Annotated in this window: 21 protein-coding genes; 4 read left to right on the forward strand and 17 right to left on the reverse strand. The window is 72.6% G+C overall.

What is annotated here, in order from left to right:
- Positions 1 to 186 precede the first annotated feature (186 nt).
- A complete protein-coding gene (locus IE124_RS22820; protein WP_189509790.1) occupies positions 187 to 1089 on the forward strand; it encodes a glycerophosphodiester phosphodiesterase in 903 nt (300 codons plus the stop codon).
- On the opposite strand, the gene IE124_RS22825 is transcribed toward IE124_RS22820, so the two are convergent.
- Genes IE124_RS22825 through IE124_RS22840 form a run of 4 tightly spaced genes read right to left on the reverse strand, consistent with a single transcriptional unit; the run spans position 1079 to position 4378 of the window.
- Entirely contained in the window at positions 1079 to 2167 is a 1089-nt protein-coding gene (locus tag IE124_RS22825; protein ID WP_189509792.1) for a CU044_5270 family protein, read from the reverse strand. The two genes, IE124_RS22820 and IE124_RS22825, sit on opposite strands and share 11 nt — an antisense overlap.
- On the reverse strand, positions 2164 to 2871 hold the full coding sequence (locus IE124_RS22830) for an RNA polymerase sigma factor (protein WP_189509794.1): 708 nt from the start codon (positions 2869 to 2871) through the stop codon (positions 2164 to 2166). The genes IE124_RS22825 and IE124_RS22830 overlap by 4 nt, the downstream gene beginning before the upstream one ends.
- A gap of 45 nt (positions 2872 to 2916) precedes the next feature.
- Positions 2917 to 3435 (reverse strand): HD domain-containing protein, encoded by a 519-nt coding sequence (locus IE124_RS22835; RefSeq protein ID WP_189509796.1) that lies wholly within the window; start codon positions 3433 to 3435, stop codon positions 2917 to 2919.
- A gap of 7 nt (positions 3436 to 3442) precedes the next feature.
- Positions 3443 to 4378 (reverse strand): hypothetical protein, encoded by a 936-nt coding sequence (locus tag IE124_RS22840; protein ID WP_189509798.1) that lies wholly within the window; start codon positions 4376 to 4378, stop codon positions 3443 to 3445.
- 129 nt (positions 4379 to 4507) lie between these two features.
- On the opposite strand from IE124_RS22840, the gene IE124_RS22845 reads away from it, so the two are divergent.
- On the forward strand, positions 4508 to 5173 hold the full coding sequence (locus tag IE124_RS22845) for a class I SAM-dependent methyltransferase (protein WP_229832728.1): 666 nt from the start codon (positions 4508 to 4510) through the stop codon (positions 5171 to 5173).
- Positions 5174 to 5263: 90 nt separating this feature from the next.
- On the opposite strand, the gene recQ is transcribed toward IE124_RS22845, so the two are convergent.
- The 8 genes from recQ to IE124_RS22890 form a co-directional block, all read right to left on the reverse strand.
- A complete protein-coding gene (recQ, locus tag IE124_RS22850; protein WP_189509800.1) occupies positions 5264 to 7342 on the reverse strand; it encodes a DNA helicase RecQ in 2079 nt (692 codons plus the stop codon).
- Between the two features lie 123 nt (positions 7343 to 7465).
- Positions 7466 to 8212, reverse strand: a complete 747-nt coding sequence (locus IE124_RS22855; RefSeq protein WP_229832731.1) for a DsbA family oxidoreductase — start codon at positions 8210 to 8212, stop codon at positions 7466 to 7468.
- Complete coding sequence (locus IE124_RS22860) at positions 8209 to 12009, reverse strand: multicopper oxidase domain-containing protein (protein ID WP_189509801.1); 3801 nt, start codon at positions 12007 to 12009, stop codon at positions 8209 to 8211. Before IE124_RS22860 ends, IE124_RS22855 begins: the two co-directional genes overlap by 4 nt.
- 44 nt (positions 12010 to 12053) lie before the next feature.
- Entirely contained in the window at positions 12054 to 13361 is a 1308-nt protein-coding gene (locus IE124_RS22865; protein WP_229832733.1) for a methyltransferase domain-containing protein, read from the reverse strand.
- Positions 13358 to 14254, reverse strand: coding sequence for an iron-containing redox enzyme family protein (locus tag IE124_RS22875; protein WP_189509804.1), 897 nt, complete (start codon positions 14252 to 14254; stop codon positions 13358 to 13360). Before IE124_RS22875 ends, IE124_RS22865 begins: the two co-directional genes overlap by 4 nt.
- Entirely contained in the window at positions 14251 to 15048 is a 798-nt protein-coding gene (locus IE124_RS22880; RefSeq protein WP_189509806.1) for a dihydrodipicolinate synthase family protein, read from the reverse strand. Before IE124_RS22880 ends, IE124_RS22875 begins: the two co-directional genes overlap by 4 nt.
- Before the next feature lies 1 nt (position 15049).
- Positions 15050 to 15595, reverse strand: a complete 546-nt coding sequence (locus tag IE124_RS22885; RefSeq protein WP_189509808.1) for a DUF6190 family protein — start codon at positions 15593 to 15595, stop codon at positions 15050 to 15052.
- Positions 15585 to 16769, reverse strand: a complete 1185-nt coding sequence (locus tag IE124_RS22890; RefSeq protein WP_189509810.1) for an aminotransferase class I/II-fold pyridoxal phosphate-dependent enzyme — start codon at positions 16767 to 16769, stop codon at positions 15585 to 15587. Before IE124_RS22890 ends, IE124_RS22885 begins: the two co-directional genes overlap by 11 nt.
- A 434-nt stretch (positions 16770 to 17203) precedes the next feature.
- On the opposite strand from IE124_RS22890, the gene IE124_RS22895 reads away from it, so the two are divergent.
- A complete protein-coding gene (locus IE124_RS22895; protein ID WP_189509812.1) occupies positions 17204 to 17815 on the forward strand; it encodes a TetR/AcrR family transcriptional regulator in 612 nt (203 codons plus the stop codon).
- Between the two features lie 211 nt (positions 17816 to 18026).
- On the opposite strand, the gene IE124_RS22900 is transcribed toward IE124_RS22895, so the two are convergent.
- Together IE124_RS22900 and IE124_RS22905 are read right to left on the reverse strand one after the other, a co-directional pair.
- Complete coding sequence (locus IE124_RS22900) at positions 18027 to 18596, reverse strand: YceI family protein (RefSeq protein ID WP_229832735.1); 570 nt, start codon at positions 18594 to 18596, stop codon at positions 18027 to 18029.
- 18 nt (positions 18597 to 18614) lie between these two features.
- Positions 18615 to 18944, reverse strand: coding sequence for a rhodanese-like domain-containing protein (locus IE124_RS22905; RefSeq protein WP_189509816.1), 330 nt, complete (start codon positions 18942 to 18944; stop codon positions 18615 to 18617).
- Between the two features lie 88 nt (positions 18945 to 19032).
- Between IE124_RS22905 and IE124_RS22910 the strand changes: the two genes are divergently transcribed.
- Positions 19033 to 19494, forward strand: coding sequence for a MarR family winged helix-turn-helix transcriptional regulator (locus IE124_RS22910; protein WP_189509818.1), 462 nt, complete (start codon positions 19033 to 19035; stop codon positions 19492 to 19494).
- An 11-nt stretch (positions 19495 to 19505) separates the two neighbouring features.
- Here the strand turns inward: IE124_RS22910 and IE124_RS22915 are convergent, their stop codons facing one another.
- From IE124_RS22915 to IE124_RS22925, 3 genes are all read right to left on the reverse strand, one after another.
- Positions 19506 to 21392: a M48 family metalloprotease gene (locus IE124_RS22915; protein ID WP_189509819.1), complete on the reverse strand. Its 1887-nt coding sequence runs from the start codon at positions 21390 to 21392 to the stop codon at positions 19506 to 19508.
- 75 nt (positions 21393 to 21467) lie between these two features.
- Positions 21468 to 22016, reverse strand: coding sequence for a Pycsar system effector family protein (locus IE124_RS22920; protein ID WP_229832737.1), 549 nt, complete (start codon positions 22014 to 22016; stop codon positions 21468 to 21470).
- A complete protein-coding gene (locus IE124_RS22925) occupies positions 22013 to 23221 on the reverse strand; it encodes a PE-PGRS family protein (RefSeq protein ID WP_189509820.1) in 1209 nt (402 codons plus the stop codon). The genes IE124_RS22920 and IE124_RS22925 overlap by 4 nt, the downstream gene beginning before the upstream one ends.
- Positions 23222 to 23366 lie beyond the last annotated feature (145 nt).

Raw genomic sequence — 23366 nt, forward strand, 5'->3', positions numbered from 1 at the left:
GCGGCGCCGGGCGACTGGCACGGCCGGCTGTCCGCCCGCGGCCGGGCGATGCTGAACGGGGCGGTGGAGCGGGAGGCGTACCTGCTGATGGGGGGGGTGAGGCCCCGGCGCATGTTGACGATTCGTCACGAGCGAGCCGGTGTGTGGTCCCTGGCGCGTCACCCTGCGTATCTATGCTGTGCGTTCATGAACGACGGACGATCGACCGCCCTCCCGTCCCGGCGCCCGGGACGCGTCACCTACGGCTCGGCGGCGCTCGCCACCGTCCTGGTGCTTGCCGCTCCCTCCACACTCCTCGCCGATCCGGTGGCCCGTGCCGCCGGGCAGGCGGCCGCCCGGGCCGCGCCGACCGTCATCGCCCATCGGGGCGCCTCCTCCGCCGCCCCCGAGAACACCCTGGTCTCCGACGAGGTCGCCAGGCGGGGCGGAGCGAGGTGGATCGAGAACGACGTCCAGCCCAGCAGCGACGGCGTGCCGTACATCCTGCACGACGCGACCGTCGACCGGACGACGGACGGCACGGGTCCCATCCGCTCCCTCACCGCCGCCCGGCTCGACGCGCTGGACGCCGGCTCGTGGTTCGCCCCCGCCTACGCCGGGGCGCGGGTCCCCACGCTGGCCGCCCAGCTGGCGGACCTGCGCGTGCGCGGCGGGAACCTCCTCCTGGAGATCAAGGGCCGCCACAGCCACGCCGAGGTGGCCCGGATCGTCCAGGACGTCCGGGCGCAGTCCATGAGCGGCCGGGTCTTCGTGCAGAGCTTCGACATCCCGACGCTGAAGTTCACCCGCGAGCTCGCGCCCGAGCTGCCCATCGGGCTGCTGCGCTCCACCCTCGACGCGGACCCGGTCGGGCTCGCCGAGGACCTGGGCCTCACGGCGTACAACGTCTCGGACAGCGCGCTCGCCACCCGGCCCGGTCTCGTCCGGGACCTGCACGAGGCGGGCGTGGCCGTGAACGTCTGGACGGTGGACAGTCCCGCCCGCTGGAAGGCGCTGGACGCCCTCGGGGTGGACGGGATCATCACCAACCGGCCGGCCGAGCTCACCGGCTGGCTCGCGGGACGCTCCCCCGCCGCCGCTACGGGGTGACCTTCATGTCGTCGACGAAGGCCCTCACGAGGACCGCGTGGGTGGAGATCACGGTCCCGGGCTTGATCAGTCCGTCCTCACCGCTGTCGCCCTCGACCTGGACCGAACGCTCCCCCAGGAAGGTGAGGGTCTTGCGGTCGAAGATCCACTCGGTGCGCGCGCCGCTGGCCTCGTCGAGCCGCGCGACCGCGACGCCCTGACGGCCGACGGCGTCGGTGGCGCTGTCCACCGTCACCACGCCGGGGATCTTCGCGGCGGCCCGGTAGAGCGCGGCGGTGAGCTGGGGCGACGGCCAGCTCTCGCCGAGCAGGTCGCCGATGGTGCTGAAGGCCTGCTGGTCCGGGCCGCTGCCCTGACCCTCGGTCTCCTCGTAGATCTTCCGCAGCAGGGCGTCGGGGTCGGTGGGCAGCTTGGCGAGGTAGTCGTGCGAGGGTGCGCCCAGGTGCGGCTTCGGGGCGTTGCCCTGCTCGTCGGGGCCGGCGAGGGTGATGCCCTCGGGCTCGGTGTTGCCCGGCTCGATCAGCCAGCCGTCACTGCCGTCGGGGGACTCCCAGACCTGCCGGGTGTGCAGGGGCACGCTGACGAGGCTGCTCACGCCGCTGTCGGTCCGCACGTGCGTGCCGGCGGAGCGGGATTCGATGTAGACGTACTGGCCCGCCGCGGCGGGCTTCGGAGCGTCCGCCTCGGCGGCGGCCAGGGAGATGCGGTCCAGGAGCCGGGGGGCTCCCTTCGGGTCGACGGCGCCGATCCGGGTGGTGAGGGCGGGGCCGGTCGCGCGGTCCTCCCCGGTTCCGGTGAGGTCGCCCGGGAGGAGGACGAGGGCGCCGGCCGCGAGCGCGCCCGCGAGGGCGGTCACCGCGGGCAGGAGGATCGCCTTCCGCAGGAAGGGGTTGCGGGCGCGCGCGGTGTGCGCGGCGCGCTCCTCGGCGAGGGTGCGGCGGTCGTCGTGGATCTGGCTCATCAGGCGCTCCTTGTGGAACTGGTGACGGCCCGGAGGAAGCTCGCGCTCCTCGATCGCCGGAAGGTCACCGGCCTCGTGCCGGGGTGCCGTACGGGCTTCGTGCGGGTCGGGGTTCATCGGATTCCCTCCTGTGCGGGCCGGACCGCGTTCACGCGATCACCTGTTGTCTGTCGGGTGCGAGGGTCGGGTTCCCGGATTTCGGGGACCGGTTTCCTGATGTCGTGGGCGGGTTGCCGTATGTCGCGGGCGGGTTGCCGCATGTCGCGGGCGAGTTCCTCCTCGGCTCCGGTACGGAGCTTGGCGCGGGCGCGCGAGAGGCGGGAGCGGACGGTGCCGACCGGGACGCCGAGGGCGGCGGCGGCCTCGGTGTAGGCGAGGCCTTCCCAGAGGCAGAGCACGAGCACCTCGCGTTCGGTGCGGCGCAGCGTGCCGAGCGCCCGCAGCGTGGCCGCGATGCGGCGCCGGTCGTCGAGCCGGCCCGCGACCTCGGAGGCGTGGTCGGGCATCGCGGCCTCGGCGGCGCCGGCCGCGGCATAGGCGGAGGCGGCCCGCCGGTAGCGCCGGTTGCCCCGGCAGTGGTTGCGGGCGACGTTGGTGGCGACGCCCAGGAGCCAGGGGCGGAGCGAGCCCCCTTCGGGGTCGACCTTCTGCCGCAGCCGCCAGGCCTCCAGGTAGGTCGCCGCCATGACGTCCTCGGCGACCGACCAGTCGCCGGTCAGCCGGAAGGCGTGGTTGTAGACGCTCCGGGCGTGGGAGTCGAAGAGTTCGGCGAAGGCCGAGGGGTCCCCGGCCCGGATCCGTGCGCGTGTGTCGGTGTTCACGACTGTCGTCTGTCCGGCTCACGGGGCGGGTTCCCGTGAGCCGGGTCACATCGCGCCGGTGGTCCGGTCGCGCAGTTCGGCCAGGAGGCCGGGGTTGACCACGGTCAGGATCGTCGCGAGGCGCTCGGCGTCGACGCCCGCCCACAGGATGTCCCGCGCGCCCCGGTACTTGGCGGCGAGACGCTCGCGCCGGTCGGGCGGGAGTGCCGCGGCGCGGTCCTGGCGGCTGTTGTGCGCGTTGTCGGCGATCTTGACGAGGGTGGCGTCGGGGTCCCGCGCGATGAGGTGGAGCTTGGCCTCGTAGGACAGGTCCGGCCGGTTGGTGACGGCTTCGACGAGGGTGACGACCCGGTCCGGGATGCCGGCGGCCCTGAGCCGCTCGGCCGTCCAGTCGGTGTCCTCGACGACGTCGTGCAGGAGTCCGGCCATCGCCAGCTCCTCGCCGAAGGGTTCGAGTCCGGCGGCGACGGCCCGGACGTGCTCGACGTACGGGACGCCGATGAGGTCGACCTGGCCCGCGTGCGCGCGGGCCGCGAGCGCGTCGACCTCCGCGAGTGTCGTCATCTCCGTCTCACCGTCCGTTCATGAGCAGCTTCGGCAGCTGCATCGTGCGGTTCTGGTCGCCGGGGAGCGTCTTGGGGCCGTTGGCCCACTCCATCGTGACCATCGGGGTGTCGCCGCTGCCCGCGTCGACGGTGGCTCCCGCGAACCGCTCGCCGGCGCCGGTGGCCGTCCGCAGCCTGTCGGCCGTGCGCCGGGCGCCCTCGGCGGAGACCGTGAGCGCACAGAGCCGCTCGCGCGACGTGCCCTCGGCCGCGGCTGTGGCCCCGATGGCGTACAGCGTGACGTCCGGCGTCCGGCTCTCGCCGCCCTTGCCGTAGAAGGTCGCGTAGTACGTGGCATCGCCGACGCAGCGGGCGACGGCCTGGTAGGTGGCGTCGTCCGCGACCGACGCCTCGGGTGCGGCGAGCGCGGGCGGGGGCGTGTCCGGCGAGAGGGACAGGGAGCGTACGGACGCGGAGACGGCGACCTGGCCGCCCTTCGGGTCCTTCAGGAGCGTTCCGCCGTCGGTCGCGCTCTCGGTGTAGCCGAGCTTCTTCATGCCGGCGGTGACGGCGCCGACGTCGAAGCCGCCGGTGAGCCGCCACCGGTCGGAGCCGATCCCGAGCGCGGTGGTCACGTCGTTCTCGTCGAAGCCGTGGGTGTCCTTGAGGGGGCGCTTCTCGTATCCCGCCTGCGCGACCTCGGGGATGCCGTACGTGGAGAGTCCGCCGTACAGCTTCTTGTCCTGCTCCACGAGCCGTCGGGTGGCGGTCACGTCCGTGTAGGTGAGGACGGTGCCGGCGTCCGCCTCGGCCACGGTCCCGAGCACGGCGGTGAGTCCCGTCGGCGAGCCGCCGGCCGAGTCCGCCGCGTCGTCGCCGCAGGCGGCGGCTCCGGCGCCCAGGACGCCGACGAGCACCGTCGCGGCGATCCCTCGCAGGACCCTTCGCCCGTTCCCCGTCATTCACAGCCTCCGATGTCGGTACAGGCGATCCCGGTGGTAAGGATCGCCACAGAAGGGTAGTGGGTCCGCCGGACGGCCTCGTGTCGGGCCGTCCGGCGGGACACGAGGGCGCGAGCGAAGGGAAGTGGCGTGCGGGAACACGAGGTGCAGGGACGGGCCTTGTCGGCGGCGGAGCTGTTCGACGGCATGGGCATCGAGTACGAGCGGGCCTTCGGGCGTCTGCCGGCGCAGGTGGAGGCGGTCGGGTGGCTCACGGACCGATTGGGCGAGGGGGCGCGCGTCCTGGACGTCGGCAGCGGCACCGGCCGGCCGGTCGCGGACCTGCTGGTCCGGTCCGGCTGTGACGTGACGGGGATCGACGTGTCCCGGACGATGGTCGAGCTGGCCCGCGCCCAGGTGCCGGGGGCCCGGTTCGAGCAGTGCGGCGTCAACGACTTCGAGGCGCCCGAGGGCAGCTTCGACGCCGTGTGCGCGTTCTTCCCGCTGCTGGTCATGAGCCGGGCGGAGGTGTCCGCCGCGCTGCGGCGGATGGCCGGCTGGCTGGCGCCCGGCGGCTATCTGGTGACGGCCACCGTCCCGGCGGACGTCGAGGACGTGGAGATCGAGTGGATGGGGCGCCGGGTCAGGGTCTCCAGCTTCTCGGCCGAGGAGTACGTGCGCCAGGTCCGCGAAGAGTGCGGGCTCGACGTCCTCCACCACGCGGTCTCCGTCTTCCAGCCGGACGACGAGAAGGCGGGCCCGGAGGAGCACGTCTTCTGTTACGCCCGCCGGGCGAAGGAACTGCCCGGCGGGTGAGCCCGGTTCCGGCGCGTGGGCGCGGGAACCGGGCTAGGGGGTGTCGTCACATTCCCGTCGTCGCCCGAAGGGCGGCCCCGCGGCGTGTCGTCACTCGTCCCAGGGCGGCTCGAACTCGTCCATGTCGGCGGGCGGCTCGTCCAGGTCGAACGGCGGTCCGTCGTCGTACGGCGACTGCCGGGAGGCACCCGCCTCCGCGCGGGGCGCGGGGGCCCGGCCGACGGAACCGGCTCGTGCGGGCGCCGCGGGGGCGGAGGCGGGCGCGGCGGACGGGGCAGTGCCGGTCGCCTGGGCCGGGTCCGGGTCCGGGGCCGGGGCCCCGCATTCCGCGAGGGTGGCGAGGACGCCCTCGGCGTACTTGGTGAGCTTGGCCTCGCCGACTCCGCCGACGGTGCCCAGCTCCTCGGCCGTGGTGGGGAACAGCGTCGCGATCTCGCGCAGCGTCGCGTCGTGGAAGACGACGTACGCCGGGACGCCCTGCTCGCGGGCCGTCGCCCCCCGCCAGGCGCGGAGGGCCTCGAAGACCGGCACGGCGGCGGCGGGCAGGTCGACCGGCACGCGGGCGCTCTTCCCGGAGCGTGCGCCGGATTCCTTCCGGGGCGCGGCGGCGGGCGCCTTCTCCTTGCGCATCGGGACGGTGCGCCGGCCTCCGAGCACCTCGCCGCTGTTCTCCGTCAGGACGAGCGTGCCGTAGTCGCCCTCCACCGTGAGCAGGCCCTGGGCGAGGAGCTGGCGCACGACGCCGCGCCACTCCGCGGTCCCCAGGTCCGAACCGACTCCGAACACCGAGAGGGCGTCGTGGTCGAACTGGATGACCTTGGCCGTCTTCTTGCCCTGGAGGATGTCGATGATCTGGCCGGCGCCGAACTTCTGGCGCCGTTCCTTCGCCAGTCGCCACACCGTGGACAGCAGCTTCTGCGCGGCGACCGTGCCGTCCCAGGACTCGGCCGGGGTCAGGCAGGTGTCGCAGTTGCCGCAGGGCTCGCCCGACTGCCCGAAATAGGCGAGGAGCCGGACGCGGCGGCAGTCGACGGTCTCGCAGAGCGCGAGCATGGCGTCCAGGTGCATGCCGAGGGAACGGCGGTGGGTCTCGTCGCCCTCGGAGCCGTCGATGAGCTTGCGCTGCTGGACGACGTCCTGCAGGCCGTATGCCAGCCAGGCCGTGGCCGGTTCGCCGTCACGGCCGGCACGGCCGGTCTCCTGGTAGTAGCCCTCGACCGACTTCGGCAGGTCGAGGTGGGCCACGAAGCGCACGTCGGGCTTGTCGATGCCCATGCCGAAGGCGATCGTCGCGACCACCACGACGCCGTCCTCGCGGAGGAACCGGGACTGGTTCGCGGCACGCGCGCGGGCGTCCATGCCCGCGTGGTACGGCACGGCGTCGATGCCCTGCTCCACAAGGGCCGCGGCGGTCTTCTCCACCGAGGACCGCGAGAGGCAGTAGACGACTCCGGCATCCCCGTCGTGCTCGGTCCTGATCAGCTCCAGGAGCTGCTTGAGGGGGTTGTTCTTCCCGACGATGCGGTACTGGATGTTCGGCCGGTCGAAGCCGGCGACGAAGTGCCGGGCCTCCTCCAGACCCAGGCGGGCCGCGATCTCCGCGTGGGTGGCCTCGGTGGCCGTCGCGGTCAGCGCGATCCTCGGCACCTTGGGCCAACGCTCGTGCAGCATCGAGAGCGCGAGGTAATCGGGCCGGAAGTCGTGGCCCCACTGGGCGACGCAGTGCGCCTCGTCGATCGCGAAGAGCGACACCTTGCCCCGGTCGAGCAGCCGCTGTGTGCCCTCGGTGCGCAGCCGCTCGGGGGCCAGGTAGAGAAGGTCCAGCTCGTCGGCGAGGAAGGCCTGCTCGACGGACTGCCGCTCGTACGGGTCCTGCGTCGAGTTCAGGAATCCGGCCCGCACGCCGAGGGCGCGGAGCGCGTCCACCTGGTCCTGCATCAGCGCGATGAGCGGCGAGATCACGACTCCCGTGCCCTCTCTGACGAGCGCGGGGATCTGGTAGCAGAGCGACTTGCCGCCGCCGGTCGGCATCAGGACGAGCGCGTCGCCGCCGCCGACGACCTGCTCGATGATCTCCTGCTGCTCCCCTCGGAAGGAGCTGTAGCCGAAGACGCGCTGGAGCACCTCCGAGGCGTCGGAGAGCTGGGCGGATTCGTCGGAAGGGGCCATTCGAGAAGCCTAGCGGCCGCCGCCGACACCCCGGCGCCGTCCGCCGGAACCTGTGGACAAGCCGAGAGCGGAAAGGGGGGTGCCGGCGGTCGCGGGTCGGGGGACCGCCGGCACCCGCCGGTGCTACAGCAGGTCCGCCGCCCGGGTCAGGAGCTTCTCGTAGATCTCCGGGCGGTCCTCGTCGATGACGGGGAAACCGGTGCCGAAGTCGCCGTTGACCCAGCGTGCCCGGATGCCCGGGTTGGCGCTGTCCGTGCCGTCGTGCAGGAAGAGGTGCGGGCTGCAGTCGACCCGCCCGTCCCGCGCCGACGCGTACTGGGCCATGACCGCCGGGCGGGCGGTGCCGCTGTCGAAGGCCTCGGCGAGGGCCGTCACGTCCACCGCCCCGGTCTCCTCGGCCACGTCGAGGATGACGTGGCGCTGCGAGATGCAGCGGCCCTCGGCCCAGAAGGCGCGGCGCAGGGCCCGGTCGAGCTGCTCGCTGGCGTGCCAGCTCTGGGCCTTGGCGGCGTGGACCGCCTCCAGCGCCGGGAGGGTGGTCACCGGGTAGGTCCAGTCGGGGCCCTGCCACAGCCGCCAGCCGGCCTCGGGCTCCAGGGCTCCGAGGACGGAGATCTCCGAGTCCACCCCGGGGCGGGCGTTGACCTCGCGGTTGAACAGCTCCAGGGGGAAGGCCCGCAGGTCGAACCAGACGCGCCCTTCGAGGCCGAGGCGCCGCCGCGCCTCGTGCAGGCGGTGCACGGCGACGTGCGCGAAGGAGCAGTTGAGGTCGGTGTAGACGGCGATGGTGTCGGGCGCGGCGGGCAGCCGGGGGTCGGCGGCCCTCCCCCGCTCCTGCGCGGCCGTGCTGTCGGTGGTCGTGTCGGTCACGGTGCCTCCTCGACGCGGATCAGTCCCCACCAGCCCTCACTGACACCCCAGTGGAGGTTCCCGGTGCGGTACACGTGGTCGCCCGGGTGCTGGGCGCGGAAGCGCACCGTCCGGGTGCTTCCCGAGGCCAGGGCGCCGAGCGTCGACACGTACCAGCCGAGGCCGGTCTCCGAGGCGTCCCACACCTGGCCGTGCACGGTGAAGCCCTGGTTGCGCATGCGGTGCGAGGCGACGGCCAGGTGCACGGCCACCTGGTCGCCGGCGCGGCAGGTGAGCAGCGGGGTGGGCGGCTCCGGGTCGGACAGCACCGGATCCAGCGGGTGCAGGGCGGCGCTGCGGTAGTTGTACGCCTTCTGGCCCGCGTCGTCGGGGCTGTCCGAGAAGAGGTCGGTGACCGGCTGGGTCAGGTCCCCGTCGTGGTAGAGCCGCAGTCCGTCCTGGGAGACCAGGACGAGTTCCCGTACGGGCTCGGCGTCCGGCCTGCGGACCACGGCCCGCTCGCCGGTCCACCGCTCCAGGCCGCTGTCGGGGTCGTACGGGGTGGCGTCGGCCTCCTCCACGACGAGCACGCCGGCCAGGCCGCGGCGCGGGTGGGAGATGACGTCGGCGTGGGAGCGCAGCAGCATCACGCCCGGCTCGGCCGCGAACCAGCGGTAGGTCCGGGAGGCGCCCGGCTTGACGGTGGTGTCGGCGTTGCGGCCGACGTGGGCGCCGTCGTCGGTGCGGACGTCGAAGTCGAGCAGGGTGGGGTGGAGGGAGACACGGCCGGAGATCGTCCGGGCCCCGCTGTCGGCCTCGTTCATCAGCCGCGGGTCCAGCGGGCTGGCGGGCGGCGGCCCGTCCAGCTCGTTGATCAGGGTGACCTCCACCCATTCGCCGGCCCGGCAGCGCAGGACCAGCGGGCCCTCCTCGGGGCCGCCGTCGCCGTCGGCGGTGAAGACGAGGCCGTACGGGTCGGTGCGCAGAGGGCTGTAGGTGACGACCTCGGCGCGGGCCCGGACGGTGTGCCGGCGGACCCGGCGGCGCGGGGGCCTCGCCGGGGCGTCGGGGGTGCGCCCGGGCAGGGGCGGCAGGTCGGCCTGCGGGCGCCCGTGGAGCCGCAGCAGTCCCCAGCAGCCGAGCCACAGGTCGTTGCCCGCGCCGAAGGACCACAGGTGGTCGCCGGGCCCCAGGGTGGGGGCGAGGGCGAGTTCGGCGACGTTGGAGATGCCGAGGGTCTGCTGGTTGCGCCAGGCGGTGTCCTCGCGGTCGGGCCACTCGCGCCAGCGGGCGCCGGAGAGGGTGAAGCTGTGCTGGAGGTCGTGGGAGCCCTGGAGGACGTGGACCCGGAGGTCCTCGCCGGGGTAGCCGCGGAGCAGCGGGGTGCCGGGGTCGCCGTGGACGGTGCTGGAGAACCAGTGGGCGGGGTCGCCGCCCCGCTCGGAGAGCGGTGCGCTGCGGTAGTTGACGCCCATCGAGCCCTGGTCGTCGGGGGCTCCGGGGAACGGCGGCGGGTTGATGGGGCCGCCGTGGTCGCCGTGTCCGTGGGTGACCATGGGGACGAAGTCGCCGATGGCCAGGACCATTTCGCGGTGGGCCTTGCCGTCGGCGGTCTTGATGACGGCCTGGGCGCCGCGCCGGAGTTCCTTGTCGTGGTCGTCCGGCGACACCCAGACAGCGCCCTCCGGTTCGGTCATGAGCGCCCCGAACAGGCCGTGCCGCTGGCGGTAGTTGGCGAGGAGGTGGTCGTGGAAGAGGACGGTGCCGAAGTCCTCGTCCACGTACCAGCGGTACGTCCAGGAGTTGTAACGGTCGTTCGCCTCGGCTCCCTGGTCGGCGGTGGTGGTCGCCGACAGGTAGTTCCAGCCGACGGCGGAGCCGTCGGAGATGAGCGGGTCGTACTTGACGAGGTGGGTGTGGAGTCCGCACTCGGGCTGGAAGGGGAGCTTGGGGTCGAAGGCGGATTCCTTCTGGGGCCCGGCCGGCAGGGAGTTGGTCAGGGTGAGTTCGAGCACCTCTCCCTTGTTGGCCCGGATGACCAGCGGTTCGAGGGTCCTCTCGCCCTTGGCCAGTTGGCGCTTGAACTCGGCGAGGCCGCCCGCTTCCTCGATCTCCTCGGCGAGGACGTAGAAGTGGGCGTTGTGGTCGTGCCAGGTCGCGGCGTGCTCGTCGGCCGGGTCGCCGTGGTAGTGCAGGGTGCCGTTGGTGACGACCAGGTCGTAGCGGCGTACCGGCGCGTCCCGCGGGCCGACCCGGGTGAAGGCCTCGCCGGGCCGCGGGTCCGTGACGAACGCGGCGGCTTCCAGCGGGGTGGGCTCGCGGCCCATGCCCGGCGGCTGAAGCGGGGTCCGCGGCGGCCGGGGGTTCTTCTGCGGGAAGGTGGCCGCCTCGGCGAGGAAGCCGGGGAATCCGGGGCGTTCGGGCGTGGGGACGGGCGGGGCCTCCCGGTGGGGCAGCGGTACGAGCCGCTGGATCGGCCGCCCGTCGGGGTAGCCACGGGTGCCGTCCTGGAGGGTGTCGAAGATCCGGAACATGCCCCACATGCCCATGTGGAAGTGGACGTACATGTGGCAGTGCCAGATGGAGTCGCCGACCGCGCCCTGCGTCGAGCCGAGGCCGCCGATCAGTTCGAGGGTCATGGCCTCCTGCGGGCCGATGCTGACGGAGTCGACGATCGGGGCGTTCTCGTCGTCGGACCGCAGCCGCCACTGGTGCAGGTGGGTGTGGAAGACGTGGGTGTCGCGCATGCCGCCGTGGACGAGCCGGATGACCGTGGGGTCGCCGGAGTATCCGCGCAGGACGGGCGTGGACGGGTCGCCGAACAGCCAGGAGCTGTGGTGCACCTCCTCGCCGAGGACCGCGTCCCGCACGGGGTCGATGCGGCCCTCGTCGAGGAGCTGCTGGTAGCGGTACATCCGCCATTCCATGGGCTCGATGCGGTGGTTGACCGGAAGCATCGCGATGTTGACGGGTGTCAGGTCGTCGACGGTGTCCGAGGTGCCGGGGCCGGCCGCCGGGGAGCCGGTGGCGGAGGCGACGGGCCGGTAGATCCCGGCCGCGGCGGCCGGCCGGGCGCCATCGAGGGCCGCGCCGTGTCCTCCGCCGTGCCCTCCACCGTGGCCGTGGCCGGGCATCGGCGGCGGGAGCGCCGGGTTGTCGTTGCTCGGGTACTCCATCATGAAGATCACGAACTCGCGGAAGCTGCGGTCCGGCAGATGCACGTCCGCGTACAGGCCGGTCGCGAGCGGGTTTCCCGTCTCCGGGTCGGTCCAGGTGGCCTCGGGCGCCTCGACGACCACCGCGCCGACCATGCCGTGGCTCTGCGAACCCTCGCCCCGTGCGTCGGACATGTCCCCGAAGTGGAACACCCCCTCGTGCTCGCACACCCACTCGTAGACGCGGGTGCCGCCCGGCGGGACGCTGCTGTCGGGATTGGCGCCCGCCGCGAGCCCGTCCATGGTGCGGACGTCGTACCGGACGCCCTGGAGGGTGATGCCGGCGGGTCGCGCGAGCTCGTTGGTCAGCCGGACCCGCAGCCGCTCGCCGCGCCGGACCCGCAGGACCAGCGGGCGGGCGAGCGGGTTCGGTCCGGGCACGAGCTCCGGGTGCTCCAGATAGCTGGGGAACGGCTGGGGCCAGGTGGCCGCGACCTCCCTCAGCTCCGGGGCGTCCGAGGCCAGGACGTACAGGGTGCCGTTGCGGTCGTGGTCGCCGAACTCGTTGTACGCGATGGGTACGTGGAGCGCGACGACGTCGTACGTCCGGACGGGCCTGCCGTCCCCGTGGCGCTCGGCCGGTAAGGCCGTGGTGCTGTTCATCTCTGCGGTACTCCCCCGTGCTCGATCGGTTCTGTCGCGGTGGATCAGTCGGTGGCGGGACCGGTGCTGTGGGCGAACCGGTCCACCACCCGGGTGCCGGAGAGGACCTGCCCCTCCCAGCTGTAGGTCTGGCCGAAGGGTTCGCCGTCGCGACCGCCCCGGCGGCTGAAGGTCAGGGCGATGCGGTCGCCCCGCCTGACCCGTACGGGCCGTTCCACCGGCAGGTAGCAGTGCTTCCAGCTGTCGGACGTGGTGCGTCCCTCGATGTCGTCCCCGGAGATGTCGAGGGCGACGGACCCCGAGAGCTGGGCGACGAAGTAGCCCTTGAAGCCGGTGAACACACCGTCCCTCTGCACCGTGTACGCCAGCGGTACGCGGTACGAGGTCTCCGTCCCGGCCGCGCCGGCCGGCGCCGCCGGGTCGTAGCGCCGGATCAGCCGGGGCGAGGCGAGGTGGCCCGCGATGGGGAGGACGGTGTCGTAGTACAGCGAGAAGGGGCCCTGCGCGCCCCGGGCGGCGAGCAGCGCCGCGAACGCCTCACGCCCGCCGGCGTCCCGGGGCCCCTCGCCGGTGAGCTGGGCGTGGGCGGTCTCGGCGGCCACCGGCACCAGGAAGCTGTCCACCAGGCCGGGGAGCATCGTGCCGCCGGGCCGCAGGAAGCGCTCGCGGGCGTCGTCGAGGATCGCGGAGAAGTTCTCGTTGTCGGCGAGGTTCCCCATGATCTCGGAGATCACGATGTCGACCCGCTCGGGCAGCTCCAGATCGAAGGAGAGGCCGGACAGTGGGACGAAGCGGTCGGCGAAGCCCGCTTCGGCGAGGCGCTCGGCCGCCGTGGCGAGCACCTTCTCGTTGAGGTCGATCCCGTAGACCCGGGCCGCGCCGGCCTCCAGGGCCCAGCGGGCCAGGATGCCGGTGCCGGTGCCGAGGTCGAGGACGACGTCCCCGGGCCGTACGGACTCGGCGATGGCGGTCCTGAAGGCCGTCATGCGGAGCTCGTCGCCGAGCATCAGCTCGTGGAACTCCTCGCCCCATTCCAGCAGTTGCTCGGATGCGGGGAGCCAGACCTGCTCGGAGCCGTAGTAGCCGGGCCAGACGCCCGCCCGGTACACGGTCAGCGGGTCGTCGCCGGGGCCGCGGACGGCGCAGCCGGTCGCCAGGTCGAAGCTGCTGTGGTGGAGCGGACAGCTGATGCGCAGGGTGCCGGGGTTCACGTAGCCGTGGACGAGGCGCCCTTTGCGGTGCGGGCAGGAGGCGTCGATCACGAACTCCTGGCCCGCCGCGCGGACGCGCAGCCGGTCACCGGGGAGCTCGAGGAGGGACGGCGGCTCGGCGGCGGGGTCGCGGCCGGTCATGCCGCCGCCCGGCCGGCGAGTTCCCTGGCCCGCGCCACGGCGGCGTCGAACGCGTCGCCGATCAGTGCGGAGAGGAGCCGGGCCCCGGTCCACAGCCGGGCCGGGTCGAGGCCGCGGGCCGTCTCGTACTCCTTGATGGCCAGCTGCATCTCCTGCATGTGGAAGGTGTCGATGTGCAGGTGCTCGGTGTAGTAGCGGCCCTGCCGGATGCCGAGCCGCTCGCAGGCCCGCGCCTGGTGGGTGAAGGCGTCCGGGATGGACGCCTCCAGGTAGGCGAGCGCGCCGAGGAAGTACTCGACGTGCGGGGCGCGTTGGGTGAGCCAGTAGAAGACGTTGAGGAACTGGAAGGTCTCGTCCCCTGTGGTGTCGAGGAAGCCCTCGGGCTCCTGCGGCAGGTCCAGCTCGGCGAGGAGCAGTCGGTAGAGCTGGGAGTGCGCCTGCTGGAGGTTGCCGCAGCCGAACTCGTCGATCAGGACCCGCATCACGGCCATCTGGGCCTTGATGGGGAGCCGGGGTACGGCCGGGAAGAAGTTCTGCGCCTCGGTGAGCCCGTCGAGCGCGAACTCCCTTACCACGAAAGTGAATTCCTCCCTGTCGGCGTGGTCGGCGAGGTACTCGCCGGACGGACTGCCCGCCCGCTCGTCCGCCAGCAGGCCGTCGAGGAGCCGCTGCCAGGCGGCCCGGTCGGGGACGGGTTCGCCGGTGGAGTCGAGGGAGTCCACGAGGGGGACGATCCAGCCCCGCTCGATCTCCTCGACCCGGGCGAGCAGCCGGGAGTCCAGGAGCCCGCGGTTGTGGCGGAACAGCTCCCGGTGCACGGACTGCGGCTCCGGCTCCTGCTCCGCGCCGACGGTCCGGGGGGTGGGGACCGTGGTGCTCGTCGCGAAGGTCATGATGGCAGCTCCCCGGTGTCCGCGGTCCTGTCGGTCTCCAGCACGCCGCGGCGGTACAGCTCGTTCTTGACCCAGCGGTACCAGTCGTCCTTCTCCAGGCCGTAGCGCTCGCAGGCCTCGGCGAGGGAGCCTTCCGGGTCGGCCAGGCGACCGGCGAACAGGTCGGCACACAGGGCCGGTTCGACGTTGGCGAGGGCGACCACGTAGCCGTCGACGGGGCCGGATTCGAGCAGCAGGTGTTCGAGGCCGGCGAGGACGCGCGCGCCGGGGCGGGCCTCGACGAGCCGCCGGGTGAAGTCGGCGCTGCCTGAGGAGTCCTTGACGCCCACGACCGAGGGCAGTTCGCAGATCCGGAGCAGCGTGTCGAAGTCGGCGGCGTTTCCGGATACTTCGGTGCCGTGGTAGACGACCACGGGCAGGCCGCTCTGCTCGGCGAGGTCCGCGAAGTGGCGGTAGATCTCGGCCTGGGTGACTCCGGCGCCGTACTGACTGGTCGCGACCAGTCCATGGGCGCCGAGGTCGGCCGCCACCCGGGCCCGTTCGAGCACCTGCTCCGTGGTGGGCCGCAGGACGCCCGCGAGGACGGGCAGTTCGCCGGCGTGCCTCACGGTGGCCCGGAGCATGTCCTCCCACTGGCGGTCCGTGAGTCGGCGCCCTTCGCCGGTGCTGAGGTTCGGCAGCAGCGCGTCGACGTGCGGGCGGAGGGTGTCGAGCAGCCGGGCGACCCCGCTCTCCGAGACCTCGCCGGTCTCCGAGAAGGGTGTCACCAGGGCCGCGATCACTCCCTGGTTCATCTCAGACTCCCTCGGACAGGGCGCCGGGCCCGACGGGCAGGCGCAGTGCGAGCGATTCACGGTAGAGCCGCTCCAGCGGCTCGGGGAAGGAGGGTTCCGGCTGGCCGGCCGGCCAGTCGGCCACGGCCCGGACGGGCAGCCCGTCGAAGGCTTCCGACCGGCCGCCGACGGTGTGCAGCAGCCCCTTCCGGTTGATCACCTGACCGAGCAGCATGCGGTCGGTGAAGGGCAGCCACGGGGGAGTTCCGGTGTCGGAGAGGGCCAGCCGGACGTCCGCCCGGTCGTACCCCTCCCGGCTGATGTCCATGACCGTGTGGAGGTGGTCCATGAACGGGTAGTAGAGGTCCTGGAGTTCGCGCGAGTATCCCCAGATCACGTCGTCGCAGCGGCCGACCTGCTCCAGGCTCATCACGACGCGCCCGTCGAGGTGCCGCACGAAGAAGGCCTTGGCGGCGACGCGCACGGTGTCGTCGGCGCTGTGCATGCCGAGGAAGAGCGCCGCGTCGATGAAGACGTCCCGGCCGGTGCCGATGTCGTCAGCGCTCATGGCGGTCCAGCACCTCCCGCAGGCGCTTCATGGCACCGGCGAACATCTCGGGCTCGCGTGCGAGGGCCATCCGGACGAACGGCTCGCCGCGGCCCGGCTGGCTCCAGTAGAAGAACCGCCCCGGCAGGACGTACACGCCCACCTCCCGCAGCTCACGCTGGAGTTCGGTCGCGGTGAGGTCGGGATGCTGGATCCTGGCCCAGGCCACGCTGGTCTTCGCGATCGGCTCCTGGTATTCGAGGATCGTGCCCTGGAGGGCCTCCTTGACGGCCGCCCGGTTGACGTCGAGGACGTCGCGGATCGAGGCGAGGTCGTCGGCCTCCGAGTTCTCCACGTACTGGGTCAGCATGTTGAGGACGAAGGGCGAGACGTTCAGCAGGACGCTGGTGTGGAGGTTGTACACCTCCTCCTTGATGTCGTCGCTGGCCGTCAGCATGGCCGCCTTCGCGTCCTGCACGGGCCAGGTCTTCCCGGTGTCCTCGATGGCCAGGTACCGCACCCCGGACTCCTCGAGCAGTTCGTATACGTCGAACCGCGCGAGCTCGGGGTCGTAGAGGGTGAACGAGGCGAAGCAGAAGTCGATGATGAGCAGCTTGTTGTGGTCCTTGCAGAAGCGGACGACCTCCTCGAAGCCCTTGCGCCCGGAGTGCATCAGGCTGAACCCCGTGGGGTTGTTGGGGTCGACGAGGAAGAGCGCGTCGGTGCGGACCCGGCGCTTGAGCTCGGCGTAGATCCGGTCGGGGTCGTGCAGCGCCGACTCCTCGACGGGGTACAGCGGGACGCCCATGTTCGACAGGACGTCGTGCAGGTTGTCGAAGCACGGTTCGACGAGGGTCACGGCCATGCGCTGCTGCTTGAGGTACATCGCCACGACCATCGTGGAGATGGAGGCCGCGTAGGACAGGAGCGTCTTGTTCTTGGCGAGCGCCGTGGGCTGGCGGTGGAGGCGGAAGAACGCCTCGACGAACCGCTGCTCGTAGGTGGCCTGGAGACCCTCTTCCGCCTCGTACCAGAGCTCGGGCAGCCGCTCGACGATCTTGTGCTGGGCGGCGGACTGGCGCTGGTGGGTGTGGGCGTCTGCGAGGTTGAACTCGGTGAGCAGGGCCTGGATCTCGTGCTGCGTCAGGTCGAGGAGTTCCTGGCTGCTCAGGGTCGTGCCGGCGTGCGCGGTCATGGTTCCTCCATGCGAACGGCATACGGGTGAGCGCGTGCGGAAGTGCCGGCGTGACGTGTGGGCGTCACGGATTTTGCTCGTCTTTTGCTACGTGTTCCGGGGGCCGCCGCGGCGAGCCGCGCCCCCGGGGCACACGGAAGACCGTCTCGGTCGGACGGTGGGGGGACTGCCTCTACGGACAGTGGCCGAGGCGCTCATCGTCGGCTGCGATGCAATATCGGAACTCGGTTCCAGACATGTATCTCCCCCGTAAACGGACTGCGGTCCGATTGGGGGCGACTCTGCCACATGCGGCGGTGACGGGACAAGCGATCCGGGGGAGGGCGCGTCGCGGCCACCGAGGGCCGCATCGAGGCCCCTGCCCGTAAACTGCGCAGACGCCACCCGGCCCCCCACCGGGACCCCCCACGGAGCGTGAACCGAGAGGCCCCCAGGTGCAGCACGTTTCGCCGGACAGCTGTCCCCTCGCCGCCCCCGAACCGCCGTCCGAGCGGTCCGACGCCGCACGCAACCGACTCCGCATCCTGGCCGCGGCCCAGGAGCTCTTCGACACCCATGGGGTCGAGAGCGTGTCCATGGACCGCATCGCGGCGGAGGCGGGCGTGGGCAAGGGCACGCTCTTCCGCAGGTTCGGGAGCAAGGCGGGGCTCGCCGCCGCCCTGCTCGACACCCAGGACAGCCGGCTCCAGGAGCGCATCCTCTTCGACCCGCCCCCGCTGGGCCCCGACGCGCCGGCCCGTGACCGGATCCTGGCGTTCTTCGACGCGTACCTGGACCTCGTGGACGACAACCTGGAGCTGCTGAGGCTCTCCGAGACGGCCGCGCCGGGCGCGCGCTACCGGATAGGTTCGTACGGCTTCTGGCGCGTCCACCTGGCACTGATGCTCCGGGAGGCCTGCCCCGACCTCGACGCCGACTGCACGGCCCACCTGCTGCTCGCACCGCTGGACTCCGACCTCCAGCACGCCCTGCGCCAGGGGCAGTTCACGCCCGATCGCATCAGGGGCACGCTGCTCACGCTGGTGAAACGAGTCATCGCCGACTGACAGGGCACCACGGCGGCGCGGCCCGGGCCTACGCAGGCGCGCGAACACCCCGGCGCACACCGCTGCGCCGGGGCACACCGCGCACGCTTGCGCGCGCCCGGGCACCCGGAGTCCACGGGGGTACGCCGGGGCACGCCGGGGTCGCCGGGGCATGACGAAGGAACCCCCGGTGCGGCGTGCACACCGCACCGGGGCCCCTCGCGAGAGCGGGTCAGCTCTCCCTGATCGCCTCGAACTCGAGGGACAGCTCGATCTCCTTGGAGACGAGGATGCCGCCGGACTCCAGGACCATGTTCCAGGTCAGGCCCCAGTCTTCACGGTTGACCTTGCCGTGGGCGGAGAAGACCGTACGGTCGTTGCCCCACGGGTCGCGCGCGTAGCCGAGGTAGTCCACCGCGAGCGTCACCGGGCGGGTGACGTCCTTGATGGTCAGGTCCCCGACGAGCGTGCCCCGCTTGCCGTCCCACGTCACCGAGGTGGACGCGAAGGTGGCCTTCGGGTACTTCTCCACGTCGAAGAGGTCGGCGGAGCGCAGGTGATCGTCGCGCGTGGCGTCACCGCTGTCGACGCTGGCCACGTCGATGACCGCGGCGACCTTGCTGTCCTCCGGCCGCTCACCGATGACGAGGGTGGCCTCGACTCCGGTGAAGCGCCCGCGGACCTTCGTCAGCATGAAGTGACGCCCGACGAAGCCGACCTCGGCGTGACCGGGGTCGATCTTCCACGAGCCGGCGGCGGGCAGTTCCACGCCGTCGACGGTACGGGTCGGTGCAGTGGTCATGTCCATGCGCTCCTTCGGTCAGGCGACGGACTCGGTCGGCAGACCCGCCTCGACCCAGTCGTCCTTGCCCTCGTAGTACTCGTACACGTTGGTGTAGCCCAGCTCGACCAGACGGTCGGCCGCGATGCCCGAGTTGGGGCAGGGGCTGTTGGCGCAGTAGACGGCGATCTCGGCGTCCTTGTTCGGCAGCAGGGCCGGGGCGAGCTCGTCCACCTGGTCGTGCGGCAGGTTGAGCGCTCCGGGCAGGTGCTTGTCGTTGTAGTACTGCGCCGGCAGGGCTTCGAGCACCGTCACCAGGTTCTCGTCGATCTTCTTCTTGAGCTCGTCACGCGAGATCCGCTGAGCCATGGCTGTTCTCCTTCAATGAGGAAATAGTCCGTGCGTCTGCACACACTCTAATAGTCCGTGCGTGCGCACACAAGCTATACTTCTCGTCATGGTCATGAGAGAAGGTGAGTACCGGGTCGAAGCGTGGCGAGCCCTGCTGCTGGCCCACAACGCCGCCGTGCGCGCCATCGAGAGCGATGTGCAGCGCAACGGCCGGATTCCGCTCACTTGGTACGACGTGCTCCTGGAGCTCCGCGGCGCGGGCGAGCAGGGCCTGCGCATGCAGGAGGTCGCCGAGCGCGTGGTGCTCAGCAGGACGCGAGTGAGCCGGCTCGTCGACGAGATGGCCCGCTCCGGCCTGGTGACCAAGGAGCCCGACGCCACGGACAAGCGCGTGACCTGGGCGGTCATCACCGACGAGGGCCGGTCGGCCCTGCGTGCGACCGCACCCGCCTATATGCGGGGCATCCGGGAACACTTCGGCCGGTACCTCACGGACGAGGAGGCCGCCGTGATCACGACGGCGCTCCTGCGCGTGGCGCACGCGGGCGACGACATCCAGCTGGGCTGAGCCCCCGTGGCCTACGGGGCCGAGCGTCGGACCTGCTGCGACATGACGAGCCGCACGTTCCGCAGGCGCGCCTCGGTGTTCGTGTGCGCGGCCCTGGCCGCGATGCCCCGGCCCTTCGCGGCCCTGTCGGCCTCGGCCCCCGGCGGTGTGGGATGCGGCCGGCCGGGATACGACTGCGGCGGGAGGTACTGCCCGGGGTACTGCTGCCCCGGGTGCTGCTGCTGCGGGGGCATCTGCGGCGGAAGGCCCGGCGGCGGCGCCGCCGACTGGGCCTCTTCCACGAGGACCGTCTCCAGTGCCTGACCGAATCCGAGCCCCACGGCGTACGCGTCGGCCTTGAACTCGGCCCGGCGGTGGAGCCAGGCGACGAGCAGCGGAGCAGCCGCCACGGGAAGGACGAACCACCAGTTCCCCTGGACGAAGGTGAAGACGAAGAGGAACTGCACGATCATCAGGGTGAGGCAGCCCCCGCAGGCGATGCCGGCCCAGTGCTTCGTCCGGAAGAGGACGAAGAGCAGTACGACGATGGCCCGCCCGGCGGCCCGCGCGGGCAGGGCGTACCAGTCGGCCAGCATCGCCGCCCAGGTGTGACCGCCCACGTGGTGGCCGAGCTCGTGCGCGAGCACGGCACCGAGACGGGAGTTGGGCAGGCGGTCCATCGCGTGCCGCGTGACGGCGACGATGTGCCCGGCGGCGGCCGTGGCGTTGAGCTCGGTGCGCTCCTGGATCCAGAGCTCGTACGTCTCCCGGTCCACGCCCGCGCGCCGCGTCACCTGCTCCCACACCAGGTCGAGCCGCTGCGCCTCCTCGGGGGTGGGCCTGCGCATGCCGAACAGGCGCCGGGCGATGGCCGATTCGACCTTGCGGTGGAAGACCAGCGGACCGGAGAACAGCCAGACCACCGGCACGACCACCGCGAGGACGGGGTTGACCAGGGCGGACAGGAAGGCGACGACACCCAGGCTGATGACCCCGATGGGAACGGTCACCAGAAGATGGGACAACGCGGCACCGTCCATCCCCCGTTGGACAGACTTCACCATCCGGCGACCGTGGTCCAGGGCCAGGTCGTCATGGGAGTCGGCGGGCACCACGTCACCCCCGGACCGGGGCCCGGGCACCGCGGACACCGCCCCCTCGGCGGCGTACGCCGGCGGCGCCTCGTCCCGTAAGACGGTCTGCACGTCCCCGGGGTACGAGGGCTCGGCGACGCCCGCGAGGACGGAGGACGAGACCGCCTCGGGGTACGCGGGCGAGGCGTCCTGCGGGGAGACCGAGAGGGCCTCGCCCGGATAGACGGAGGGCGCGGCGTCGCCCGGGTAGGCGGGGGGCGCGGCGTCGCCCGGGTAGGCGGGGGGCGCGGCGTCGCCCGGGTAGGCGGGGGGCGCGGCGTCGCCCGGGTAGGCGGGGGGCGCGGCGTCGCCCGGGTAGGTGGGGGGCGCGGCGTCGCCCGGGTAGGTGGGGGCAGGGATCTCGCTGGGGTAGGCAGGCGGAGGGATCTCACTGGGATAGGCGGGCGGAGGGATCTCAGCGGGGTACGCGGGAGGAACGTCCTCAAAAGTGATGGGCGTCGACTCGCCCGGGTACGCGGGGGGTTCAGGTTCGCCTGGGTACGCGGGGGCCGCGGCGCCCGGGTACGTGGGCGCGCCGTCGTCGTCCCCCGGGTACGCGGGGGCCGCCGGGTGCGCCGGCGGCGTGGGCGGTGCCGGGGTCTCACCCGGGTGAGGCGGGGATGTCTCCCCCTCGCCCGGGTACGGGGGCGGGGCCTGGCCTCCCGGGTACGGGGGCGGGAGCTGTCCTCCCGGGTACGGGGGCGGGGCCTGGCCTCCCGGGTAGGGCGGTGGCGGGGCGTCCTCCCCCGGGTACGGCGGGGGCGGGACGTCCTCGTGGTCGGACATGGCGAAGTGTCTCCTGACGGTTGTGCGTGACGAATCGTCGGCGGCGGCGTCCGCCCGCGCGGTGGCCGCGCCGTGTCAGCCGGCAAGCAGCGCGCCGGGCAGCAGCACCAGGGCGACCGTGAACCCGGCGATGCCCACCCGCAGCCAGTCGTACTTGATCGAGACGATCCGGCTGTTCTCCATGAGCGAGGCGATGACGGCGGCCCTCGGCGCACGGTCGGTGTCCCGCAGCGCCTCCTCCAGGACCTCCTGTCCGTGGCGCGCCGCGCCCCGGATGTCCGCGAAGTGGGTGAGGGGGTCGCCGGGCTGCCAGCCGACGGTCCGGTAGCGGGGTACGACGGCCATGAGCAGGGCGGTGAGCGAGACGAGGAAGCACGCGGCCCCGGCCCACCACAGCACCTGGCCGAAACCCGAGAGGTCGGTGGGGTGCCAGCCGCGCGCGGCGAGCACGCCGACGAGCGCCGCGGCGGCCATGCCCTGCGCCGCCACCAGGATGGAGCCCTTGGTGTCGGCGCGGACGGCCTCCTGCCGGAGTTCGCCCAGGAGCCGCTCGGCCGCGCCCGGTGACAGGTCCGCGGCCCGCGGCGCCGCCGCGGTGCCCCCTTCGGGAGCGGGCGTACTCATCGGGGCGGCTGCGGAGGCGTGCGGTAGCCGAAGACCGGCCCGTCCTCCGGCGGGGGCGGGGCCGCCGCGGTGTCGGGCGCCCCGGGCACCAGGTCCTCGACGGGGGCGTCGGCCGGGGCCCCGGCTCCCTCGACCGCCGCCGCGTCGACCGCGGGCTGTGGCAGCACCGGGCCCGGGGACAGCTTCGCCCCGAGGACCTCCTTGATGACGTTCGCCGCGAGCCGGCGGGGCTCGTCCATCTGGTGTTCCTCCAGCCCGCCCGGCCCGCCGCCGAGCGCCTGGATGGCGACCGTCAGCTGGTTCTTCATCGCCAGCAACTGGTCCTGGCGCAGGTTCTCCATCACGAGCCGGGCGTCCTCGGGGTGCCGGGCCAGCTGGAAGGCCATCGCGGCCGGGCCGCCGCGCTCCAGGTAGTAGGCGTAGTACTCGATCTTCTTGGCCTCGATCTCCTGGAGCTCCAGCTCCTGCTGCCCGCGGGCGAGGCTGCGCTCGTGGTCGAGCTCCTGCTGCTGGAAGTCGATGCGGTGCTGCTGCCGGCCCTGGACGAGCGCGCGCTCCGCGGCCAGTTCGTCCTCCCGCATGAGCAGGGCGTGCTGCGGTTCGAGCTTCTCGCGTGCGAACGCGATCTCGCGCATCTGGCGTTCCTGTTCGAGGGCCGCCTCGTCCCGCCGGATCTGGAGGCCGCAGCGGACGTCGAGTCCGGCGCGTACGCCCAGCGGCCCGGCGGCCTCGACGGCCTTGCGGGCGTGGGACTCGGCCGCCGCGCTGTCCTCCATGTCGAAGCCCCGGAGGACAGGCCGGACGGAGTCCTCGACGAGGCGCTGGACCATGGCCGGGACGTTCCGCTCGCCGCTCGCCACGAAGGCGGCCGGGTCGACGACCTGCCAGGTGCAGCTCAGCGTCACCTCGAACAGGAAGGCGTCGCGCCGGCTGGGGACGGCGAGGAGGGTGGCGGCCTCGTGCCGGCCCATGTCCACCTCGTACACGCTGGTCCAGCGCTTGGTGGCGAGCTCGGTGCGGCTCGGCCGGCTCGGCGGCAGATAGGTGTCGCGGCTTCCCTGGGCCGTCGTGAAGACGAGGGCGTGGTCGATGCGCGTGGCGCGCAGCGGCTTGAAGCGGGACAGCTCCTGGATCGTGACCACCGGGTCGACGAGCGCGGTGTGGCGGTTCGCGTCCTGCTGCCACTGGGGCGGCTGGCTCATCATGGTGACTTGGCTCCTTGGGACCGTTCTGGTGGCGTGCGCACGAGGCGCACGCCGGGGGTTTACGGCGGTGGTGTACGCGGCGGGTCGTGCAGGGGATCCGACGCCCGGGAACCGCGCAGGGGATCCGACGCCCGGGAACCGCGCA

The organism is Streptomyces narbonensis, from assembly GCF_014649015.1.
In the GTDB taxonomy this organism is placed as follows: Bacteria; Actinomycetota; Actinomycetes; order Streptomycetales; family Streptomycetaceae; genus Streptomyces; species Streptomyces narbonensis.

What these genes read in the sequence shown, in the direction of transcription:
- IE124_RS22885 (WP_189509808.1), bottom strand. Translation starts at nt 15,595, where the DNA reads ATGAGCGCTGACGACATCGGCACCGGCCGGGACGTCTTCATCGACGCG.
- IE124_RS22925 (WP_189509820.1), bottom strand. Translation starts at nt 23,221, where the DNA reads ATGATGAGCCAGCCGCCCCAGTGGCAGCAGGACGCGAACCGCCACACC.
- recQ (WP_189509800.1), bottom strand. Translation starts at nt 7,342, where the DNA reads ATGGCCCCTTCCGACGAATCCGCCCAGCTCTCCGACGCCTCGGAGGTG.
- IE124_RS22835 (WP_189509796.1), bottom strand. Translation starts at nt 3,435, where the DNA reads ATGACGACACTCGCGGAGGTCGACGCGCTCGCGGCCCGCGCGCACGCG.
- IE124_RS22910 (WP_189509818.1), top strand. Translation starts at nt 19,033, where the DNA reads ATGGTCATGAGAGAAGGTGAGTACCGGGTCGAAGCGTGGCGAGCCCTG.
- IE124_RS22920 (WP_229832737.1), bottom strand. Translation starts at nt 22,016, where the DNA reads ATGAGTACGCCCGCTCCCGAAGGGGGCACCGCGGCGGCGCCGCGGGCC.
- IE124_RS22905 (WP_189509816.1), bottom strand. Translation starts at nt 18,944, where the DNA reads ATGGCTCAGCGGATCTCGCGTGACGAGCTCAAGAAGAAGATCGACGAG.
- IE124_RS22875 (WP_189509804.1), bottom strand. Translation starts at nt 14,254, where the DNA reads ATGACCTTCGCGACGAGCACCACGGTCCCCACCCCCCGGACCGTCGGC.
- IE124_RS22840 (WP_189509798.1), bottom strand. Translation starts at nt 4,378, where the DNA reads ATGACGGGGAACGGGCGAAGGGTCCTGCGAGGGATCGCCGCGACGGTG.
- IE124_RS22890 (WP_189509810.1), bottom strand. Translation starts at nt 16,769, where the DNA reads ATGACCGCGCACGCCGGCACGACCCTGAGCAGCCAGGAACTCCTCGAC.
- IE124_RS22825 (WP_189509792.1), bottom strand. Translation starts at nt 2,167, where the DNA reads ATGAACCCCGACCCGCACGAAGCCCGTACGGCACCCCGGCACGAGGCC.
- IE124_RS22915 (WP_189509819.1), bottom strand. Translation starts at nt 21,392, where the DNA reads ATGTCCGACCACGAGGACGTCCCGCCCCCGCCGTACCCGGGGGAGGAC.
- IE124_RS22865 (WP_229832733.1), bottom strand. Translation starts at nt 13,361, where the DNA reads ATGACCGGCCGCGACCCCGCCGCCGAGCCGCCGTCCCTCCTCGAGCTC.
- IE124_RS22880 (WP_189509806.1), bottom strand. Translation starts at nt 15,048, where the DNA reads ATGAACCAGGGAGTGATCGCGGCCCTGGTGACACCCTTCTCGGAGACC.
- IE124_RS22900 (WP_229832735.1), bottom strand. Translation starts at nt 18,596, where the DNA reads ATGACCACTGCACCGACCCGTACCGTCGACGGCGTGGAACTGCCCGCC.
- IE124_RS22820 (WP_189509790.1), top strand. Translation starts at nt 187, where the DNA reads ATGAACGACGGACGATCGACCGCCCTCCCGTCCCGGCGCCCGGGACGC.
- IE124_RS22860 (WP_189509801.1), bottom strand. Translation starts at nt 12,009, where the DNA reads ATGAACAGCACCACGGCCTTACCGGCCGAGCGCCACGGGGACGGCAGG.